The following is a 20,679-nucleotide window of genomic DNA, read 5'->3' as shown; positions in this document are numbered from 1 at the left end:
GACGAGATTGTTTCGTTCGGTTTCTTTATTTTGAAAGATAAGAGAGGGGAAATCATGATGAAAACACATGTCCCAGTAGAGAGATTATTTAATCAATTTAATGAAATCGCTATGATTCTACAGGAGGAACTATCATGTACCTATTTAGAAGCATTAGCTGAAACGGTTGAAGATATTTTTCATCACAAGATTCTACAAGAAGAGTTAAGTGATTTCACAAAGAAAAGGGTTATGAAGATACTTGAGGAAAACTCCCTTGATTTTTTTACGAAGGAACAAATACGAAAAGCGTATCAATTGGCGATTTTAAAAGGGATGAAGGAATATGTTCAACCAAATCATCAAATGACACCCGACTCCATTGGAATGTTCGTAAGCTTTCTAATCGAAAAATTTATAAACGAACAAAATGAATGGACCATCATGGACCCAGCTTGTGGAAGTGGCAATTTATTAGCCACGATCTTGAATCAACTACAAGGCAAGCAATTGGAAGCTTATGGCCTTGATATAGATGATTTATTAATTAAATTAGCTTTTCTTGGGGCCAACTTATTAGAACAAACTGTGCAATTTTATAATCAAGATTCTTTGGAGCCAATGTTTGTTAACCCAGTTGATGTAACGGTATGTGATTTACCAGTTGGTTATTATCCGAATGATGAAAGAGCAAAAGACTATGAAGTTAGTGTGGAAGAAGGCCATACATATGCTCATCATTTATTTATTGAGCAAAGCATCAAACATACGAAACAAGGAGGATACTTATTTTTCCTTATTCCAAATGGATTATTTGAGTCAGAACAAGCACCAAAACTTCATGAACTATTAAAAAAATATGTGCATATACAAAGCGTCATCCAACTCCCTATATCAATGTTTAAAAATAAACACAACGCCAAAAGCATTTTGATTTTACAAAAGAAAGCACCTTCCATCCAAGCACCAAAACAAGTATTACTAGCCAATCTACCATCATTAAAAAACAAAGAAGCAATGGAAAAAATAATCATCCAAATAGACGCATGGATAAAAGAAAATAAAAAATAAAAAGCGGAGGCGACTGTCCTGCTGCGACAAGCAAGTGACAAGATCCGAAAGAGGGTGTTTTTTCCCTCAGTAGGAGATTGACACTTGACCTCGAGCAGCAAGGAGCCGCAGCTGGATTAAATAAAAAGCGGAGGCGACTGATCAGACGCGACAAGCATCTGATCATCCTTGGCGTCGCGCAATTTGCGACAGAAAGGAAGAGCAGATGACCTCGAGCGTCTAGGAGCCGCAGCTAGCTAGATTAAAAAAGCGGAGGCGACTGTTCTGCTGCGACAAGCAAGTGACAAGATCCGAAAAAGGGTGCTTTTTCCCTCAGTAGGAGATTGACACTTGACCTCGAGCCACAAGGAGCCATAGCTAGATTAAATAAAAAGCGGAAGCGACTTCCCAGACGTGACAAACAAATATGATATACTAAAAAAACAATTGAAAACTTCTATGTAGGAGGTTTGGTGATGGCTTGGTCCAATAGAGATGAAGTGGTTTGGAATGAAATTGTCGAATGGGAGAAATCATTATATCAATATGAAGGAAATGATTTGACCAATACATATGTAAAATGGTTAGATGCGACTTTTTCAACCATTCCTGAAGAGGTGCAACAAAAGTTTTATTCAAAGTTAGATCAATGGTTATTCCATTTACATTCATTATTGCAAGGTTCAACTATTCAAAGTGAGGCAAGAGAACAAATTTTATCGTCGGCTCGTTCCTTTCATCCGGCTCTACAGGATCTTTCCGATATGAAAAAATTAACGATTGATCAGCTGCATTATTTAAATCAGCAGCACACAGCAAGGCATCGACTATATTCCTTCATACAAGGAGGGGTCACGGGTTCAGGTGGAGGAGTCACAATGATGACGGACTTCCCATTAATGGCCATTATTAATTTACGAACCGTCCAATTAACGGCAATGACCTATGGTTATGATGTCAGGATTCCGTATGAGATGATGATGTCATTAAAAGTGTTTCATGCGGCAACTTTACCGAATCATATGAAAATGTATGGATGGGAAAACTTATTGGATGATCTTGAGACGAAGGATTCATTATATTTTTATGATGGTAGTGAGCAATTAACGAATGCCACTTGGTTACAGGAACCGCTGAAACAAATCATGAAGTTAATGGCAATTTCTTTATTCAGCAAGAAAAAAACATCCAAATGGCCGATCATCAGTATGGCAATTGGGGCCGGAATCAATTACCAGTTAACAAGAAAGGTCACACAATATGCAGAAAAGTATTATCAATACCGTTATTTACAAGCGAAAAGAGAGGATCAATCGTGAGTGTAATCGAACATAAAAAGAATGCAGCGAAACGAATAGTGGTTGGAATCATTACTATTAGTGATACGAGGACAAAAGAAACAGATAAAAGTGGATTACTTATAAAAGATCTTCTTCATCAACATCAACATGAAGTCGTTTTTCATGAAATCGTGAAAGATGAAAAAACACCGATTCAGTCTACTATTCAATCGTTCATCAATTCAGGACAAATCGATGTCATTCTTCTAAATGGGGGAACTGGACTGGCCCCTCGAGATGTAACGATTGAAACGGTGCAACCAATGTTTGAAAAAGAAATATCCGGATTTGGTGAAATATTCCGAATGTTGAGCTATACAGAGGATATTGGTTCTGCAGCGATTCTTTCAAGAGCTGCCGCAGGTGTATTAAAGCAAGTGGCGATATTTGCTATGCCTGGGTCTACAGGTGCTGTGAAATTAGCTATGAATAAATTAATTCTCCCAGAAATAGGGCATATTGTAAGTGAAATAAAAAAAACAAAGTAAAAGCCAGTATCGAATAGGATGCTGGCTTTTACCTTGTTTTGGTTTAATCTAATCTTTAGAAAATGAAATTTGGGGATCGGTTCGAAACCAAATCCATAAATCATTAATCGTAGAGGCTAGATGACTAATTTCACTGTTTAGGCTGCATGACTTTTGAAAGTTCTCCTCTTCCTCTAATTGGCTTTGCTTGTAATTAATCAGGTTTTCAATTTCTTTAATACGATCGGGAATTTTTCCTCGAATGACTTCCCAATTATCGATGATTTTCTTTTGTTCCTCTTCCTTATAATCCTCCCAATTTTTCGTCCATGCAGGAATGCGAATACCGAGACGCTTATTATAAATGAAAGTCAATTTTCTCAGTCCTTTTTTTATTTTAGCGGTTAAAATTAACAATTGGATTGGCACTATTGCTAGGCGATGTACATGTTCACTATTAACTTTATTCTAGCCCTTCAAATGGTGCAATGATGATTCCGCAAATTCTTTTCTGATCTGTAAAATATGATTTTCCATTAAATTCTTCGCAAGTTCGCCATTGCCAGAAGCAATCGCTAAATAAATTTGTTTATGTTCATCGATCGTATCCTCTATACGTTCAGGGTTTGAAAACCTTTGCATACGAGTAGCCCGGATGTTATCTTGCAGTTGCCCGTTAAGTGTTTGAATTAATGTTAAAAAGATCGTGTTGTTAGAGGCGCTGACAATATTGATATGAAAATTCACATCTGCTTTCAATCCCAATTCCACATCGTTTTTGGCAATCACCATGTCTTCAAGCGCTTGACGGATTTTCTCCAAATCTTTTGAGGTTGCTCTATGGGAAGCAAGGTAAGCGCACTCCATCTCAAGCACACGGCGAAGTTCAAGCATTTCATAGACGAGTTTTCTCTCTGTATTTACAATAGCAGAGGAAAGCTCCTCTCCGAAAGATTGAAATTCTATTGATTTTATAAAACTACCACTTCCTTGCCTAGTCTCAATGATCCCTTTCATTTCTAATTTACGAAGTGCTTCCCTTACCGATGTTCGACTAACCTTGAATTGGCTAGCCAGTTCCCTTTCAGTTGGAAGTTTATCTCCTTGCTTCATATCACCGTTTAAGAAGTGTTCTTTTAGTTGATCCACAATCACTTGGTAAGTTTTTTTCTTTGATTGCGGTGCCATTTAAGTCACATCCTTCTTCATCACTTAAATTGTAATTATCATACCGGAACTAAGTAATTTAATCAATTTTACGAAATGTTTCAATTATTGATATTTTCAGACATATAGGTATAATAAAAATGGTTAGACCAATTAAAGTTTGGTAGGACCAATTATATTGATAAAAACGAGTTTCTAAAAAAATAAAGCGGGGGAAAGAGTAATGAATAGAGCAACAGATGAATTTGTAGCAGAATTAAAAGAGATTTTATCAGAGAGTCAAGTTTCGATAAATGAGACGGTTTTGGAGCAGCATAGCAAAGATGAATCCTATCATGCGATCAGTAAGCCAGATGTCGTGGTGTTTCCGATGACGACTAAAGAGGTGAGTGAGGTAATTAAGCTCGCAAATCAGTATCAAGTGCCGGTCGTTCCATTTGGTCTTGGTTCAAGTTTAGAAGGACATGTCATCCCGTATGATCGGGGAATGACCATCGATTTTTCACTTATGAATAAAGTATTAGAGATCCGGGAAAATGACTTTCTAGTAAAGGTTCAACCTGGAGTGACACGCTCACAATTGAATAAAGAGTTAAAAAAATATGGTTTGTTTTTTTCAGTCGATCCTGGGGCTGATGCGACGATGGGAGGAATGGCAGCAACAAATGCTAGCGGAACTACAGCGGTCAAATACGGTGTCATGCGCGACCAAGTTCGTGATTTAGAAGTGGTTCTTGCAGATGGTTCTATTATTCATACAGGAAATTTAGCAGCGAAATCTTCTTCTGGTTATCATTTGAATGGTCTTTTTGTTGGGTCTGAAGGGACATTAGGTTGTTTTACGGAATTAACATTAAGAGTTTACGGGATCCCAGAATACATATTGGCGGCCAGAGCATCCTTTCCAACGGTTGATGATGCGGTAGAAGCGGTTGTAGCTATTTTACAGGCTGGTATTCCAGTTGCAAGAGTGGAGCTTGTAGATGAGCCCTCTATGAAGCAAGTAAATCAATATAGTGAAACAGACTATAAAGAACAACCGACACTATTTTTAGAGTTTCATGGGAATGAGGCTGGATTAAAACAGGATGTCCAATTTATGAAGGAAATTGTTTTGGATAAAAACTGTGTAGGGATCGAATTTGAAACAGACAATGCTGCCCGCCACCGGTTATGGGAAGCTCGTCATCATTTAGCTTATGCATATGTTCATGGATATCCAGGGAAAAAGCTAATGGTCACAGATGTATGCCTTCCAATCTCTGAATTATCGGGGGCTATTCACCATTCAAGAAAGACGCTTGATTTATTAGGATTAAATGGGGGAATCGTTGGCCATGTTGGAGATGGAAACTTTCATGTTCTCTTAATGATTGACATGAATGATAAAGAAGAGGTGGCCAAAGCAGATGATTTTAATGAACAGATTGTGATGTATGCATTAGAACGTGGAGGAACTTGTACAGGAGAACATGGGGTAGGCATAGGGAAACAGAAATACCAAGAAAAAGAGCATGGAGAGGCCCTGAATGTTATGAGAAAAATCAAACAAGCACTTGACCCACACCATTTATTCAATCCTAATAAAATTTTGAAGATGGGGAAATAGGGCTATATAGATGAAGATTCTAGAAACCATCAGTATGTTAGCTGGGAAGTATTTTGCTCTTTGGGTCATTTTAATTGCTTGTATTGCTTTTTTTATCCCTGCCCCATTTTTATTTTTTAAAGGATATATTACGATCCTATTAGGAATTGTGATGTTTGGGATGGGATTAACACTAAAGGCGAATGATTTTAAGATTGTATTTACTAAGCCACTTCCGGTCATCATTGGTGTTTGTGCACAGTTTATCATCATGCCGCTCACTAGTTTTGCGATTGCGTATTTATTGAATATGCCAGCCGAATTAGCTGCGGGACTCGTGTTATTGGGATCTGTTCCGGGGGGAACCGCTTCAAATGTAATGGTGTATCTAGCGAAAGGGAATGTACCATTGTCGATCGCGATGACATCGGTTTCTACTTTATTAGCCCCAATTGTTACACCATTTATTTTGCTATGGTTGGCTGGACAATGGATGCCTGTAGATACAATGGCGATGTTTATGTCTATTATTCAAGTGATCATTATTCCGATTATTTTAGGCCTTGTCGTTCGAAGATTTTTACCAAGTGTAGTGGATAAAAGTATCCATGTGATTCCCTTAATTTCGGTCCTTGCGATTATTACGATCGTTTCGGCTGTCGTTTCTGGGAATGCGGAAACAATCGCTTCAGCGGGATTCATTATTTTCATGGCTGTGATGCTTCATAATACGTTCGGGTTATTCCTTGGGTATGTTGTGGCACGTATACTCGGCCTGGATGAAAGTAATCGTCGGGCGATCTCCATAGAAGTTGGCATGCAGAATTCTGGCTTAGGAGTCGCTTTGGCCACCGCTCATTTTGGTCCATTAGCTGCATTGCCAAGTGTTGTTGGTGCTGTTTGGCATAATATTTCTGGACCGATTCTCGCCACATATTGGTCGAAAAAGCCTGTGGAGCAAGAGCAACTATCTCATTCACATCCATCCAATCATACGAAAGATGCACATATTTAATGTGTAAAACAGTCTTTTCTTTGTGAAAAGGCTGTTTTTAAGAGATGTAGTATCCAATTAAACTAATAAATTTAAAAAATAATAAATTTTTATGCAATAACTACTTGAAACGTATGGGAGAAAGTGATATTCTTTATTCATATTAAACAGGAATAAAAATAAAATTATATGAATAATTATACTTTTCAAGGAGGATATACATTATGGGAAAAAAAGTCGTTCTTGCTTATTCTGGGGGCTTAGATACTTCCGTAGCGATACAATGGTTAATTGATAAAGGGTACGAAGTGGTTGCATGTTGTTTAGATGTAGGTGAAGGAAAGGATTTGCAGTTTGTCCAAGAGAAAGCATTGCAAGTAGGTGCGGTTGAAAGTTATATGATCGATGCAAAAGAGGAGTATGCAAATGATTATGCATTAACAGCTCTTCAAGCACACACACTATATGAAGGGAAGTATCCGCTCGTTTCTGCACTTTCTAGACCACTTATTTCTAAAAAATTAGTTGAAGTAGCTGAGAAAGAAGGAGCAGTTGCAGTCGCACATGGATGTACGGGAAAAGGAAATGACCAAGTGCGTTTTGAAGTATCTATTAAAGCATTAAATCCAAATCTTGAAGTGCTAGCTCCTGTCCGTGATTGGAAATGGTCAAGAGAAGAAGAAATTGAATATGCAAAAGAAAGAGGAATCCCTGTTCCAATCAACTTAGATAGCCCATATTCAATTGACCAAAACCTATGGGGAAGAAGTAATGAGTGTGGAATTTTAGAAGATCCGTGGGCTGCGCCACCAGAAGATGCTTATGATTTAACAGCAAGTCTTGAAGATACTCCAGATACACCAGAAATCATTGAAATCGGATTTGAAAAAGGAGTTCCTGTTACACTAAATGGAAAATCTTATACATTGGCTGAATTAATTCTTGAATTGAACGAAGTAGCTGGAAAACATGGAGTTGGAAGAATTGACCATGTAGAAAACCGTCTTGTAGGGATTAAATCAAGAGAAGTGTATGAATGTCCAGGCGCAATGACATTAATTACGGCTCATAAAGAACTGGAAGATTTAACACTAGTAAAAGAATTAGCACACTTCAAACCGATCATCGAAAAGAAAATGACGGAGCTTATATATGAAGGATTATGGTTCTCACCATTAAAAAGTGCGCTTCAAGCATTCTTAAATGAATCTCAAAAATTTGTAACAGGTACAGTACGTGTGAAATTATTCAAAGGGCATGCAATCGTTGAAGGAAGAAAATCAGATTTTTCCTTATACAATGAAAAATTAGCGACTTATACAAAAGAGGATGAATTTGATCATAATGCAGCGGTTGGTTTCATTGAACTTTGGGGACTTCCAACAGTTGTGAATTCAATGGTTCATCAAGATAAGGAGAAGGTTCAAGCATGAAAAAATTATGGGGCGGACGTTTCCAAAAATCAGCAGAAAAATGGGTAGACGAATTCGGAGCTTCCATCTCATTTGACCAAGAATTAGTGTTTGAAGATCTTGAAGGAAGTTTGGCTCATGTTACCATGCTTGGTAAGTGTGGGATTCTGACAAATGAGGAAGCAGAGCAAATAAAAGCGGGATTAAACAAATTAAAAGAAAAAGTCCTTAATGAAGAACTTTCTTTCTCAACGGATCAAGAGGACATCCATTTAAATTTAGAAAAACATCTTATCGATGAAATTGGCCCAGTCGGTGGAAAACTTCATACAGGAAGAAGCCGTAATGACCAAGTTGCGACAGATATGCATCTATATTTAAAGAAGCAAGTGTCTTTCATTATTGAATTAATCGAGAAGTTTCAAGAAGTAATCCTAAAAAAAGCTGAGGTGCATGTTGAGACACTTGCACCTGGCTATACCCATTTGCAAAGGGCCCAACCTATTTCCTTTGGCCATCATTTAATGGCGTATTTTTGGATGCTTCAACGGGATAAGGAACGTTTTCAAGAGGGAATAAAGCGTACGGATGTTTCACCACTTGGGTCAGGTGCCCTTGCAGGAACGACATTTCCGATAGACCGTAAGTTGACGGCATCCCTTTTAAATTTTTCATCTGTTTATGAGAATAGTATGGATGCTGTAAGTGATCGGGATTTCATTTTAGAGTTCTTGAGTGCCTCTTCCATTATGATGATGCATTTATCTCGTCTTGCCGAGGAAATGATTCTTTGGTCAAGTCAGGAGTTTCAATTTATCGAAATGGATGATACATTTTCCACGGGAAGTAGTATTATGCCACAAAAGAAAAATCCTGATATGGCCGAGCTTATTCGTGGGAAAACGGGACGCGTGTATGGAAATCTATTCTCCTTGTTAACGGTTCTTAAAGGTTTACCATTAGCCTACAACAAGGACATGCAGGAAGATAAAGAGGGAATGTTTGATACTGTACATACGGTTATCGGCTCATTGAAGATCTTTACAGGCATGATTGAAACGATGAAAGTAAATGAAAAGCGTTTGCATGATGCTGTTCACCATGATTTTTCGAATGCAACAGAATTAGCAGATTATTTAGCAACAAAAGGCATTCCATTTAGGGAAGCTCATGAAATTGTTGGGAAACTTGTTCTCCATTGCATTCATAATCAATGTTATTTAGCCGATTTGTCCATGGAGGATTTAAAAGAAGCTTCACAAGTTATTGAAGAAGATATCTATGAAGTGCTATCCCCTTTCCAAGCAGTGAAGAGAAGAAATTCTCTTGGCGGAACAGGGTTCGAGCAAGTGAAACAACAAATTAAAACAGGACAACAATTGATTTAATAAAAAAAGGGCTGTTGTTATGCAGGATAGCCCTTTTTTTGTTATTTCTCTATTGAATGGTTGGAATCATGGGTTTCAGCTTTAAGGGACGATCCCTGTTTGAAATAAAAAAGCTGTCCTAGAAGGAATCCCCTTTTTAGGACAGCTTTTTCTATTGGTGATCTTACCTTCTTATTCTTTATCAGTTCGTACAACAAGAACATCGCAACGGGCGGAACGAATAATATGTTCGGAAACGCTTCCAATTAAGAAACGTTCCACCGCATTTAATCCTGTAGCCCCACAAATGATTAAATCTGCTTCCACTTTTTTCGCAATATCTTTTGAAATCACTACTTTTGGTGAGCCATATTCAACAAAAGTGTTAATAGATGTGACTCCTTTTTCTTCCGCTTGTTTTTTATAGTCATCAAGTAATTCATTTCCATATTTTTCGGCACGCTCAGCAATAGAACGGTCATACGCTTCAATAGCAGCGAAAGAGCGAGTATCAATCACATGTACAAGGTTAATAGTTGCGTCATTACGTTTTGCAATTTCAATTGATTTTTTAAATGCCCATTCTGCTTCTTTAGAACCATCAACTGCAACAACAATATTTTCATATTTCATTGTCATAGCTTATACCTCCCTTTTACTAGATTTTACAATAAAAATGGTTGAATAGCAGTAAGTTTTTATCAAATTCTATAAAAGAGTTACAAAATTTTGTCTTTTATTACGAAAAGGTGAACAAAGGAGTGAAGAAGTTGAAATTACGTGAAAAGAATGAAGTTTTTTCTTTCGATTCCCAAGCTATCCAAGAAGTAACAGACCAAATAATGGAGGCTTATTCAACTGGAGTCGTTGATCATTTTGATCAGGGGAGAGAAATCGAAGTGGTTGAAAAGGATTTAGGTTAGGGATAAAGAGGGGGCTGTCTCAAAATTTTCTATGACCTTTAGGATCAAGGAAGGGATGAGACAGCCTCCCTATCATCCTGCCTTAACGGGCAGTAAAACCTCCACTGAATTATTTAACTATTTGTAATTCTTTCGGAAACTTAGTTAATACTTCAACACCTGTTTCCGTCACATATACATCATCTTCAATTCGTACACCTGCGATTTCTGGTACATAAATACCAGGTTCAATTGTAAAGACCATTCCTTGTTCGATTTTGAGTTCGTTTGTCTCTGTTAGGGAAGGATATTCATGAACACTAATTCCTAAACCATGGCCTAAGCGATGAGGGAAATAATCTCCATAGCCTGCTTCCGCAATGATTTTTCTAGCGGTTAAATCTAATTCTTTTGCTTTTACCCCTGGTTTTACTGCATGAACGGCAGCTTTTTCTGCTTTTAACACCGTTTCGTATATTTCCAATTGCTTATCGTTTAGATCACCATAAGCTACAGTTCTAGTGATGTCAGAACAATAGCCTTCATATACGACTCCTAAATCGAATAAGACAAGATCTCCTTTTTTCACTTTGGTTACTCCTGGAGTGCCATGTGGAGAAGCTGCATTTTTCCCAGTTAGAACCATTGTTGAGAAAGACATTTCCGCAATCCCTTGCTTTTTCATTTCAAATTCAATCGCGGCAAGGATCTCAAGCTCAGATTTCCCTTCTGTAATTTCATTTACCCCTGCTTGAACAGCCAGATCGGCATATTCAGCGGCCTTTCTTAATAAGTTGAGTTCGTGCTCATCTTTGATCATTCTAAGTTGATGAAGCTTTTCTTCTGCGCCGATAAAAGCAGCATCGGAAAAACAATATTGTAATTGTTCAAAACGTTCCACGTTTAAATGCTCTTTTTCAATAGCGATTTTACGAATAGATGAGACACGGCTATTTGTGCTTCTTTCAATCATTTCCCATGGGTTTTCAATATCCGTGTAACCGATTAACTCATATCCCCATCCAGCTCGCTTCGCATCTTCAATTTCCATTTGGGGACAGATTAGAAAAGGTTCTTTTTCAGCGAACACCCCAATGGCTAACAGGCGTTCATTAGGGTCACTTCGAAAACCACTTAAGTAAAACACATTATCAGGTAAGGTGATAAAGGAAAAATCAATCTCTTTCTCTTTCATCCAGTCCATTAGATTTTCAAGTCTTTGATTCATGTTGTATGATTCCTCACTTATAAAAATATTTACTATATAAAAGGGTATCAAAACTGATAGGGGAATGTAAACTTCCTGCCTATGCAGTTGATTATTTTGCAGGAAAAAGCTACAGTTTAAGCGAATATGTGCAAAGGAACATTGTATAAGGAAGGAGTTTTCATAAATGAAAGTATCATATCACGGACATTCAGTCGTCAAAATTGAAACAAAAGGTAAAACGATTTTAATCGATCCATTTATCAATGGAAACGAATTGACTGATTTAAAAGTAGAAGATGAAAAGCCAGATGTCATCATTTTGACACATGGACATGGAGACCATGTGGGCGATACGGTTGAATTAGCTAAAAGAAATCAATCGCTCGTGATCGCAGTGAATGAACTAGCGGTTTACTTAAGTCACCAAGGTTTAAATACCCATCCGATGCATATTGGGGGTTCTTATTCATTTGATTTTGGAAAAGTGAAATTCACGCAAGCTTTTCATGGAAGCGGTTTAGAGACAGTGGATGGAGAATTTTTATATATGGGAATGCCAGCAGGGGTGTTAATGATGGTAGAGGGGAAAACGATTTACCATGCAGGGGACACAGGCCTATTCTCAGATATGAAATTAATTGGGGAGCTTCATCCGATCGATCTAGCTTTCTTGCCGATTGGGGATAATTTCACAATGGGTCCAGAAGATGCTGCCTTAGCAGCTAAGTTTCTAAAAGCGAAGAAAGTGGTTCCAGTTCATTACAATACCTTCCCACCAATTAAACAAGATCCGCAAAAATTCCTTACTTTATTAGAAGGTGACATTGGAAAAGTGATGAATCCTGGGGATGTTCTTGACATTTAAATTTCGACCTAGATGAAGAATGGGGTTGTCCTCAAAATAATGCTAGCTCTCTCGAATTTAAAGAGTAGAAATGAAGTTAGCACTATTAGGGACAACCTTTTTTCCCCGTTTATCCCACCTTAAAGGGCAGTAAAACCTTTTATAAAATTTTCTGTTCTGTGCCCGGATTTTAACATGAAATTGCAAATCCCCTCTTGGAATTATTTTCCTTATAACCCAATCGTTTTCACTTCCATCATAAACTTCTCTATCCTATGAAACTATCGGAATATGCCTAACGGTAAACTAAAGCATCTTTAAGGGAGCATGATGTTAAGTAATAGGAAAGTTTGGATCCATGGCTTTTTCTTTTAATCAATAATAGCGTCGGATATGCATAATATGTAGAGAAGGGGGAGTAAAATGAGACAGAAATACATTTTAATCTTACTACTTGCAGGTCTGTTACTTTATTATGCTGTTCCACGATTAAATATTTATGCTTCTGGTATAGAGGGGCTTTTCTCGGTGGTTTGGCTTGTATTTGCCATAATTGTGATTGCTGGCAATTTATCTGCCTCATTGTATAGTCCAACAAGAGTGGAGAAACTTTCCACATCATTATCAACACCTAAGAAAATAAAAAAAGATTCCATGCGATCATATGGGTAAGCTAAGCAATGTTTCTTTTAAAAAAGAGGGGATATGGTAAACTATACTAGATGGGCGATTGTATCCAATAAGGATGGACGCCCACTTTTTTTATGATTAAAGTTTCATGCACTCGACATTATTGAATCGCATAGTCATTCATTTTATAATATAGATACTGGATGAACGGGAAAGGAATAGGTGAAGAGTTTGGCTACTAAACATGAACAAATATTACATTATATTGAGGGATTGTCTATTGGAGAAAAGATCTCTGTCAGGCAAATTGCGAAAGCGTTAAGTGTCAGTGAGGGGACTGCTTATCGTGCAATTAAAGACGCAGAAATTAAAGGATTTGTGAGTGCGATTGAACGTGTAGGGACCATTCGTATCGAACAGAAGAAAAAAGAAAACATTGAAAAGCTCACATATGCCGAAGTGATTAATATCGTGGATGGGCAAGTATTGGGTGGTCGAACAGGACTTCATAAGACATTGAATAAATTTGTCATTGGGGCCATGAAGCTTGATGCGATGATGAGATATACTGGGGCAGGAAACTTATTAATCGTCGGAAATCGGACGAAGGCCCATGAACATGCGCTACAAGCTGGAGCCGCTGTATTAATTACAGGTGGGTTTGATACTGAAGAACATGTAAAAAAACTAGCGGATGAATTAGAGCTTCCCGTTATTTCGACAAGCTATGATACTTTCACCGTTGCCACGATGATTAATCGTGCGATCTATGACCAACTCATCAAAAAAGAAATCACGCTTGTGGGGGATATTCTTACACCATTAGAGAAAACCGTTTATTTAATGTTAGAGGCGACGGTTGAAGAGTGGATCGATAAAAATAAAGAGACCTTTCATAGTCGCTTTCCAGTAGTTGACAGACAAATGAAAGTTCAAGGGATGGTTACAGCGAAAGACATTATGGGATTTGAATCCGATTTGTCCATTGAAAAAGTGATGACCAAAAACCCTATTACTGTAAGCGTACGTACAAGTGTTGCTTCAGCAGCTCATATTATGATTTGGGAAGGAATAGAAGTTTTACCTGTAGTAGATGATCAAAATAAATTGCAAGGAATCATTAGCCGTCAAGATGTTTTAAAAGCATTGCAAATGACACAAAGACAACCTCAAGTTGGAGAAACGATTGATGATATTGTGACAAATCAATTAGAAATGGTGGATACGAAAAAAGGCAATCAAGATACATACAAATTTGAAGTAACACCACAAATGACGAATCAGCTTGGAACGATTTCCTACGGTGTGTTTACAACCATAGTAGCAGAGGCGGCCAATCGAGCATTGCGACTATTGAAGAAAGGGGACTTAGTAGTCGAAAATATTACGGTCTATTTTTTAAAACCGGTTCAGATGGAAAGCATGATTGAAGTTTGTCCAAAGGTTTTGGAAGTAGGACGTAAATTTGGAAAAGTGGATGTGGAAGTTTTTAATGAAGGAACCCTTGTTGGGAAAGTATTAATGATGTGCCAGCTTATCGAGCGCAGCTAAAAAGCCGCTCCTATTAAAAGGAAACGGCCATTTTAGGATTGCGGACGGGAATCCTCTACCTCATTAGAGGAGAGATGAGAGTACGCTTTTGTCGAAATCCCCTTGTGGGATGGCAAGACAAAACATGATATACTACTTACAAGAACAAGTGTTCTTTGAAAACTGCATTATATGGGGTTGTGGTGAAGAAAGAACAGTCACCACGTAAAATAATGCCTGTCATGTGGGAAAGACCCACTCATTTGAAACCATTGCAAGGTTCGGAATGAACCTTCGTGGAGGGCAGGTCGATAGACCACCCGATGAAGCGAGAAGCTCAGTCAATTCATTGACGGGTAGTTCACTTTATTCTAGCTCTTCTGCTTCTTTTTTCACATATGGCAAATGAAAGCGGTAAGATTTCATTCCAGCCCAAAAGCTTGCAAAACCAATGAGGACAAAAACACCTGCTACGATAAACCCCACTGTGGTTTGTTGAATGAAAACAGTATTAATACCAAATAAACCGACAAATAACCCAAGTGCCATACTAGATTTAGCTGAAAGCCATTTCTTTTCCATTGGAAGACGGCTTCGGACGTACTTAACTTTATAAAAAATATAAAAAGAAAAAGAAACGACGATAAAAAATACTAAAACGGGCATCTCTGTATAACCTCCAAATGAAACAATCGTTGTTCTTTTATTTTAACGATTTTGTCGAATAAATTCTACCATTATATAAGAAGGGGATTTCAGTATGAAAAAAAAGATATTAGAAAAAGTGAAAGAGTATTCTACGATTATTGTGCACCGACATGTTCGACCAGACCCAGACGCATATGGTTCGCAAGGGGGATTAGTTGAAATCTTAAAAACATCTTTTCCAGATAAACAAATTTACGCAGTTGGAAATGATGAGCCTTCTTTATCTTTCATGAGAAAGATGGATGAAATTTCTGATGATCAGTATGAGGGTGCACTTGTGATTGTTTGTGATACGGCCAATCAAGAGCGTATATGTGATAAACGTTATTCTCTTGGTAGCTATTTAATTAAAATTGATCATCATCCGAATGAAGATCCATATGGTGATATGAGATGGGTGGATACATCGGCAAGCTCTGTCAGTGAAATGATTTATAATTTTTATTTAAGCCATAAAGAGGATGGATTAAAGATGACGGATGAAGCGGCACGGCTACTTTTTGCGGGAATTGTCGGGGATACAGGAAGATTTATCTATCCAAGTACAACAAATAAAACATTTGACTATGCAGGAGATCTAATACGGTATGATTTTGACCGAACCAATTTATTTAATAAAATGTATGAAGTCGATCCTAAAGTATTAAAGCTACAAGGATTTATTTTACAAAATTTCGAGTGGCGTCCAAATGGAATTGCCTCAATGGTCATCCGAAAAGAATTATTGGAACAGTTTGATGTTTCCGTTCCAGAGGCGTCTCAACTTGTCAGCAGTTTAGGAAATGTAAAAGATATAAAAGCATGGGCATTCTTTATTGAAGAGGATGATCAGATCCGTGTTCGCCTTCGTTCAAAAGGACCGATTATAAACGAAGTGGCCAAGAAATTTAATGGTGGCGGTCATCCACTTGCAGCAGGAGCTTCCATTTATCATTGGGAAGAAGTAGATGAGGTAATGAAAGAATTAGAGTCGATTTGTTAAAGGGATAGAAAGAGCGGGGAGTACCTGCTCTTTCTATTAAGTCGCAAGCCGTAACTCTAAATAAATTTGTACTTTTGTAAAAAAATATATCTCTTTCACTTTCACATTATATCTCTTATCATTTATTTTCACCGTTTTGTTTTCAATGGTTTTCTTAATAAGATCTTTATTTTGATACACCGTATTTAAATCCTTTGCTAAAAGGACATTCAAATCTTCCTTTATCATTTCTTCCACTTCAAAGATACTATGGGAATCCTCAATTTTATATCGGTCAAAATTGGTGATCTTCACTTCGACCTTTTGAACAGTCAGCATTTCTTGATTCTTTTTATTCAACTTCTTAAATTCCTCTTGCCAGATCGATATATGTGATTTTAGATCTGTGATATCTGCTTTTTGACGTTCGATGATATTCGTTTGCTCCTCTTGAAGGACCCCAAACATGTAAATGAAAATAAGCCAGCTTATACAACCACCGATGGTTACTCCCGATAAGAAGATTTGCCAATTTTTCTTTTTTGAAATTTGCGGAACTCTCATGAAGATATATGCTCCTGTGTGAACCAAGAAATAATAAGAGCCGCTGTCTGTGCTCCACCCATGGCAGATAGTATAAATAAAAACTGTTTAAATAAAGTTTTCGTATCACCATCAAGAAACCCTTTTTCAAAACTATATAATGTATCAAAGGTTCCTCCGATACTGGCAATAATCGCCCAAATTCTTAAACTACTAGAAATTTGATAAATTTCCGTTAAGGGTGGTTTTCCTGTAATAAAGGAGGCTAGCCCTCCAATAAATGACCCGCCAAGCATAACACCAAGTGCAATAAAAAAACATTTAAAAAACTCTGGAAAAAAGGCCTCTGCCAATAGAATCCACTCCATTCATTTACATGATCTTTCTTTTGTATGAAACACCTCTTCTATCAATATATGGACATCTCTACCTATGTATGAAAAGAGAACATATTTTCCTTTTATCATTTTCACCTCTATAATGAATTCAAAAGAGTGTTTAGAAAACGGAAGGCCCCCAACGATTCGAGGGGGGCGGCTAGACAAAGAAAAGGGTGTGTGTGACCTTGTCATTTGTTCATTTACAAATAACAACAGGTTATAGTCTTTTATCAAGTACGATTTCAATCGATCAGCTCATTCATCGAGCGAAAGAGCTCGAGTTTCAGGCGCTTGCCATTACAGATCGAAATGTCATGTATGGTGTCATCCCTTTTTATCAGGCCTGTAAAGAGAAAGGGATTAAGCCCATTATAGGTTTGACTTTAGATGTGTTCAGTGTAACGGGGGAGGAGCAATCGTTTCCTCTTGTTTTACTTGCTAAAAACCAAAAGGGGTATCAGAATTTATTAAAGCTTTCTAGCGCCGTCCAAACGAAATCGAAAACTGGAGTACCGGCTAAATGGTTAAAAGCGTATTCCGAGGGTTTATTGGCCTTTACTCCTGGATTAGAAGGGGAAGTGGAATACCATTTACTCCATGAAGACATTGCAAAAGCAGAACAGGCGATTTTGACATACCAAAAGTTTTTTGCAAAAAATTGTTTTTATTTAAGTCTACAAAACCATCAAAAGGTTGAAGAGAAGAAAATCCTTCCCCACTTGCTTTCTTTAAGTGAAAAATTACAACTACCATGTATAGTCTCGAATGATGTGAGATTTTTACATAAAGAAGATTCCTTTGCTTATCAATGTGCCCTTCTGATTCGAGACGGAAAAAAATTATCAGAAGAGAGGGAAGAGCAAGTTATCGGGGAATATCATTTAAAAACAAAAAAAGAGATGCAAGAACTTTTTGAAGCCTACCCAAGTGCACTCCAATCTACAATCGACATCGCAAAACAATGCCAAGTCGAAATCTTATTTAATCAAACATTGCTTCCGAAGTATCCAGTTTCTGAAGGGAGAAGTGCGAAGGATGTATTATATCAACTTTGTTATTCAGGATTAAAAAAAATTGGCAAAGAAAATGAGAAAACATATGTCGAAAGACTTCAATATGAACTGGATATTATCACTCGAATGGGATTTAGTGATTATTTTTTAATTGTTTGGGATTTTATGAAATATGCAAGAGAACAAGGAATATTGACAGGGCCTGGGAGAGGATCAGCTGCAGGGTCTCTAGTGGCCTATGTTCTTCAGATCACAAAGGTAGATCCTTTAGAGTATGACTTGCTATTTGAACGTTTCTTAAACCCGGAAAGAATTACCATGCCTGATATTGATTTAGATTTCCCTGACCATCGTAGGGATGAAGTGATCGAATATGTGAAAAATAAATATGGAGATTTACATGTTGCACAAATTATTACGTTTGGAACATTGTCAGCCAAGGCTGTGATGAGAGATGTTGCCCGTTCATTTGGTTTTAACACGAAAGAACTTGAGCAACTTTCAAGAATGATTCCGACGCGATTGGGAATCACATTAAAAGATGTCTATGATCAATCAAAGCCATTTCGAGATTGGGTACATGAATCAAAGAATCATGCAAAATTATTCCAAACCGCTTTAAAATTAGAAGGGTTACCGAGACATACATCAACACATGCAGCGGGGGTCGTGATTACAGAACGTCCGTTAGTGGAACATCTTCCCGTCCAAGAAGGCAATAATGGGATCTTTTTGACGCAATTTCCTATGGATATATTAGAGAAAATCGGTCTACTAAAAATTGACTTTCTCGGCCTACGTAATTTAACGATTTTGGAGAGAATTATGGAATCCATTTATTTCTCAACAGGTCAAAAGGTAGATCTTTCACGAATCCCAATGGATGATCCAAAGACTTTCCAACTATTAAGTGATGGCCATACAACGGGAGTTTTTCAACTAGAATCAGATGGAATGAGAAAGGTTTTATCCACTTTAAAACCGACTGAATTCGAAGATATTGTGGCAGTAAATGCCTTATACCGTCCGGGTCCAATGGAAAATATTCCAACATATATTGAACGTAAGCATGGGAAAAAGGTGGAATATCCTCATGAAGATTTGAAAGGGATTTTACAAAAAACGTATGGGGTGCTGATCTACCAAGAACAAATCATGCAAATTGCCTCTAAAATGGCTGGTTTTACATTAGGAGAAGCAGACCTATTGCGTAGAGCGGTAAGTAAGAAGAAAAAAGAAGTATTAACAAGTGAAAGAAAGCATTTTGTTAAAGGGTCTTTGGGGCGTGGATACAGTGAAGAAACCGCCCATGATATGTATGATCTTATTGTTCGATTTGCCAATTATGGATTTAACCGAAGTCATGCGGTAGCCTACAGTTTTATTGCTTACCAACTTGCCTATTTAAAAGCTCATTTCCCCGTGTATTTTATGGCCGCATTATTTACATCTGTCATTGGAAATGAAGAAAAAATAGCTCAATACGTGAAGGAAGCAAAGGAAATGGGAATCAACATTTTGCCACCTTCCATTCAAAAAAGCCAATTCCCTTTTCGAGTAGAAAAAGACGGAATACGCTTTAGTCTTGGCGCAATTAAAGGGGTAGGAGTAGCGGCACTCAGAGAAATCATTAGTGCGCGAAAAGACCGCTCTTTTCATGATCTATTTGACTTTTGTTTAAGGGTGTCCCCCTCAGCTGTGAATCGAAAGACGATAGAATCACTTGTTTTTTCTGGGGCGATGGATGATTTTGGTGTCGACCGCGCTACATTATTAGCCAGTATCGATCCCGCTTTAGCCCATGTTGAAATTGTCAAACCATTCCAGGATGAACAGAGTGATTTATTTGACGGGGAAGAATTTTTCCCTAAGCCAAAATATACAGAAGTCGATCCGCTTACATTAGAACATCAATTGTCATTTGAAAAAGAGGTGTTGGGCCTTTATTTGTCCAATCATCCCGTTACGCCGTATAAAGATGTTTTTTCAGTATTATCAACGGTTTCGATTATCGATGTAAAAGAAGGAATGCGAAATATTCGGTTGGGAGTCATGATGAATGATATGAAAACGATTCGGACGAAGAAAGGGGAAGTAATGGCTTTTCTCACTTTATCTGATGATACTGGGGATATAGATGCCGTTGTATTTCCAGAAGTGTATAAACGGAACTCGGCTAAATGTCAAAAGGGCAAGATCGGTCTATTAGAAGGGAAAATCGGAAAACGAAATGGGAAACTGCAATTCATCGTTTCTGCTGTATTCCAGCTAGAAGAAGCCATTGAATGGACAAATGAGGCCAAACAACGATTATATTTAAAAATAAACGATCATAATGAAACAAAGGACATCTTAAATCAAGTCTACTCTATATTAAAAAAATATAGAGGGAACACCGTCGTTATTTTATTTTATGAAAGCAATCATCGAACCATCCAATTAAGAAGGAAAAATTGGGTGGAACCAAATGATTCATGTTTGGAAGAGCTAAAAAAAATATTGGGAGCTGAAAGTGTCGTTTTAAAGCCCTTTATAGAGCCAAGTTAGGATGTGGAAGGGTTAATTCACTTTACATGTCCTATACTTATATTATA

20 protein-coding genes are annotated in these 20,679 nt (G+C 37.6%); 13 read left to right on the top strand and 7 right to left on the bottom strand.

The genetic code is table 11. The features are described 5' to 3' along the window. Positions 1–57 precede the first annotated feature (57 nt). From J2S13_RS06905 to J2S13_RS06895, 3 genes are all read left to right on the top strand, one after another. The gene (locus J2S13_RS06905) at positions 58–1,050 is read left to right on the top strand and encodes a class I SAM-dependent methyltransferase (RefSeq protein WP_307257006.1); all 993 of its coding nucleotides are present in this window, start codon (positions 58–60) and stop codon (positions 1,048–1,050) included. 455 nt (positions 1,051–1,505) lie between these two features. After that, positions 1,506–2,348, top strand: coding sequence for an EcsC family protein (locus J2S13_RS06900; protein WP_307257005.1), 843 nt, complete (start codon positions 1,506–1,508; stop codon positions 2,346–2,348). After that, complete coding sequence (locus tag J2S13_RS06895; protein WP_307257004.1) at positions 2,345–2,857, top strand: MogA/MoaB family molybdenum cofactor biosynthesis protein; 513 nt, start codon at positions 2,345–2,347, stop codon at positions 2,855–2,857. The genes J2S13_RS06900 and J2S13_RS06895 overlap by 4 nt, the downstream gene beginning before the upstream one ends. Before the next feature lie 48 nt (positions 2,858–2,905). Here the strand turns inward: J2S13_RS06895 and J2S13_RS06890 are convergent, their stop codons facing one another. Continuing rightward, positions 2,906–3,211 carry a hypothetical protein gene (locus J2S13_RS06890; protein ID WP_307257002.1) on the bottom strand — a complete coding sequence of 102 codons (306 nt, stop codon included), beginning with the start codon at positions 3,209–3,211 and terminating at the stop codon, positions 2,906–2,908. Between the two features lie 93 nt (positions 3,212–3,304). After that, positions 3,305–4,024 (bottom strand): FadR/GntR family transcriptional regulator, encoded by a 720-nt coding sequence (locus tag J2S13_RS06885; RefSeq protein ID WP_307257001.1) that lies wholly within the window; start codon positions 4,022–4,024, stop codon positions 3,305–3,307. A gap of 202 nt (positions 4,025–4,226) precedes the next feature. Here J2S13_RS06885 and J2S13_RS06880 point away from each other — a divergent pair, with 202 nt between their 5' ends. The 4 genes from J2S13_RS06880 (at position 4,227) to argH (ending at position 9,385) form a co-directional block, all read left to right on the top strand. After that, complete coding sequence (locus tag J2S13_RS06880; protein WP_307257000.1) at positions 4,227–5,612, top strand: FAD-binding oxidoreductase; 1,386 nt, start codon at positions 4,227–4,229, stop codon at positions 5,610–5,612. Between the two features lie 10 nt (positions 5,613–5,622). Next, positions 5,623–6,606, top strand: coding sequence for a bile acid:sodium symporter family protein (locus J2S13_RS06875; RefSeq protein WP_307256998.1), 984 nt, complete (start codon positions 5,623–5,625; stop codon positions 6,604–6,606). 203 nt (positions 6,607–6,809) lie between these two features. Beyond that, positions 6,810–8,018 carry an argininosuccinate synthase gene (locus tag J2S13_RS06870; protein WP_307256997.1) on the top strand — a complete coding sequence of 403 codons (1,209 nt, stop codon included), beginning with the start codon at positions 6,810–6,812 and terminating at the stop codon, positions 8,016–8,018. Further along, a complete protein-coding gene (argH, locus tag J2S13_RS06865; protein WP_307256996.1) occupies positions 8,015–9,385 on the top strand; it encodes an argininosuccinate lyase in 1,371 nt (456 codons plus the stop codon). The genes J2S13_RS06870 and argH overlap by 4 nt, the downstream gene beginning before the upstream one ends. Before the next feature lie 171 nt (positions 9,386–9,556). Here argH and J2S13_RS06860 read toward each other — a convergent pair whose 3' ends face one another. Beyond that, positions 9,557–10,003: a universal stress protein gene (locus tag J2S13_RS06860; protein ID WP_307256995.1), complete on the bottom strand. Its 447-nt coding sequence runs from the start codon at positions 10,001–10,003 to the stop codon at positions 9,557–9,559. A 122-nt stretch (positions 10,004–10,125) separates the two neighbouring features. On the opposite strand from J2S13_RS06860, the gene J2S13_RS06855 reads away from it, so the two are divergent. Continuing rightward, positions 10,126–10,287, top strand: a complete 162-nt coding sequence (locus tag J2S13_RS06855) for a hypothetical protein (RefSeq protein WP_307256994.1) — start codon at positions 10,126–10,128, stop codon at positions 10,285–10,287. Between the two features lie 109 nt (positions 10,288–10,396). Here J2S13_RS06855 and J2S13_RS06850 read toward each other — a convergent pair whose 3' ends face one another. Further along, positions 10,397–11,494 (bottom strand): M24 family metallopeptidase, encoded by a 1,098-nt coding sequence (locus tag J2S13_RS06850; RefSeq protein WP_307256993.1) that lies wholly within the window; start codon positions 11,492–11,494, stop codon positions 10,397–10,399. Between the two features lie 166 nt (positions 11,495–11,660). Between J2S13_RS06850 and J2S13_RS06845 the strand changes: the two genes are divergently transcribed. The 3 genes from J2S13_RS06845 (at position 11,661) to J2S13_RS06835 (ending at position 14,501) form a co-directional block, all read left to right on the top strand. Beyond that, a complete protein-coding gene (locus J2S13_RS06845) occupies positions 11,661–12,341 on the top strand; it encodes a metal-dependent hydrolase (protein ID WP_307256992.1) in 681 nt (226 codons plus the stop codon). Between the two features lie 402 nt (positions 12,342–12,743). Further along, positions 12,744–12,992, top strand: coding sequence for a hypothetical protein (locus tag J2S13_RS06840; RefSeq protein ID WP_307256991.1), 249 nt, complete (start codon positions 12,744–12,746; stop codon positions 12,990–12,992). Between the two features lie 189 nt (positions 12,993–13,181). Next, positions 13,182–14,501, top strand: a complete 1,320-nt coding sequence (locus J2S13_RS06835) for a CBS domain-containing protein (protein ID WP_307256990.1) — start codon at positions 13,182–13,184, stop codon at positions 14,499–14,501. 345 nt (positions 14,502–14,846) lie between these two features. Here J2S13_RS06835 and J2S13_RS06830 read toward each other — a convergent pair whose 3' ends face one another. Next, a complete protein-coding gene (locus tag J2S13_RS06830) occupies positions 14,847–15,146 on the bottom strand; it encodes a YtpI family protein (RefSeq protein ID WP_307256989.1) in 300 nt (99 codons plus the stop codon). A gap of 94 nt (positions 15,147–15,240) precedes the next feature. On the opposite strand from J2S13_RS06830, the gene J2S13_RS06825 reads away from it, so the two are divergent. After that, positions 15,241–16,170 (top strand): DHH family phosphoesterase, encoded by a 930-nt coding sequence (locus J2S13_RS06825; protein ID WP_307256988.1) that lies wholly within the window; start codon positions 15,241–15,243, stop codon positions 16,168–16,170. Positions 16,171–16,206: 36 nt separating this feature from the next. On the opposite strand, the gene ytrI is transcribed toward J2S13_RS06825, so the two are convergent. Continuing rightward, positions 16,207–16,713 carry a sporulation membrane protein YtrI gene (gene ytrI, locus J2S13_RS06820; protein ID WP_307256987.1) on the bottom strand — a complete coding sequence of 169 codons (507 nt, stop codon included), beginning with the start codon at positions 16,711–16,713 and terminating at the stop codon, positions 16,207–16,209. Next, positions 16,710–17,045, bottom strand: coding sequence for a sporulation membrane protein YtrH (gene ytrH, locus J2S13_RS06815; RefSeq protein ID WP_307256986.1), 336 nt, complete (start codon positions 17,043–17,045; stop codon positions 16,710–16,712). Before ytrH ends, ytrI begins: the two co-directional genes overlap by 4 nt. A 212-nt stretch (positions 17,046–17,257) precedes the next feature. Between ytrH and dnaE the strand changes: the two genes are divergently transcribed. Beyond that, positions 17,258–20,632 (top strand): DNA polymerase III subunit alpha, encoded by a 3,375-nt coding sequence (gene dnaE / locus J2S13_RS06810; protein WP_307256985.1) that lies wholly within the window; start codon positions 17,258–17,260, stop codon positions 20,630–20,632. Positions 20,633–20,679: the final 47 nt, after the last annotated feature.

Source organism: Oikeobacillus pervagus (assembly GCF_030813365.1).
Lineage (GTDB): Bacteria > Bacillota > Bacilli > Bacillales > DSM-23947 > Oikeobacillus > Oikeobacillus pervagus.
Note: the sequence above shows the minus strand (reverse complement) of the source record. Positions and strands in the feature narration are given on the sequence as shown.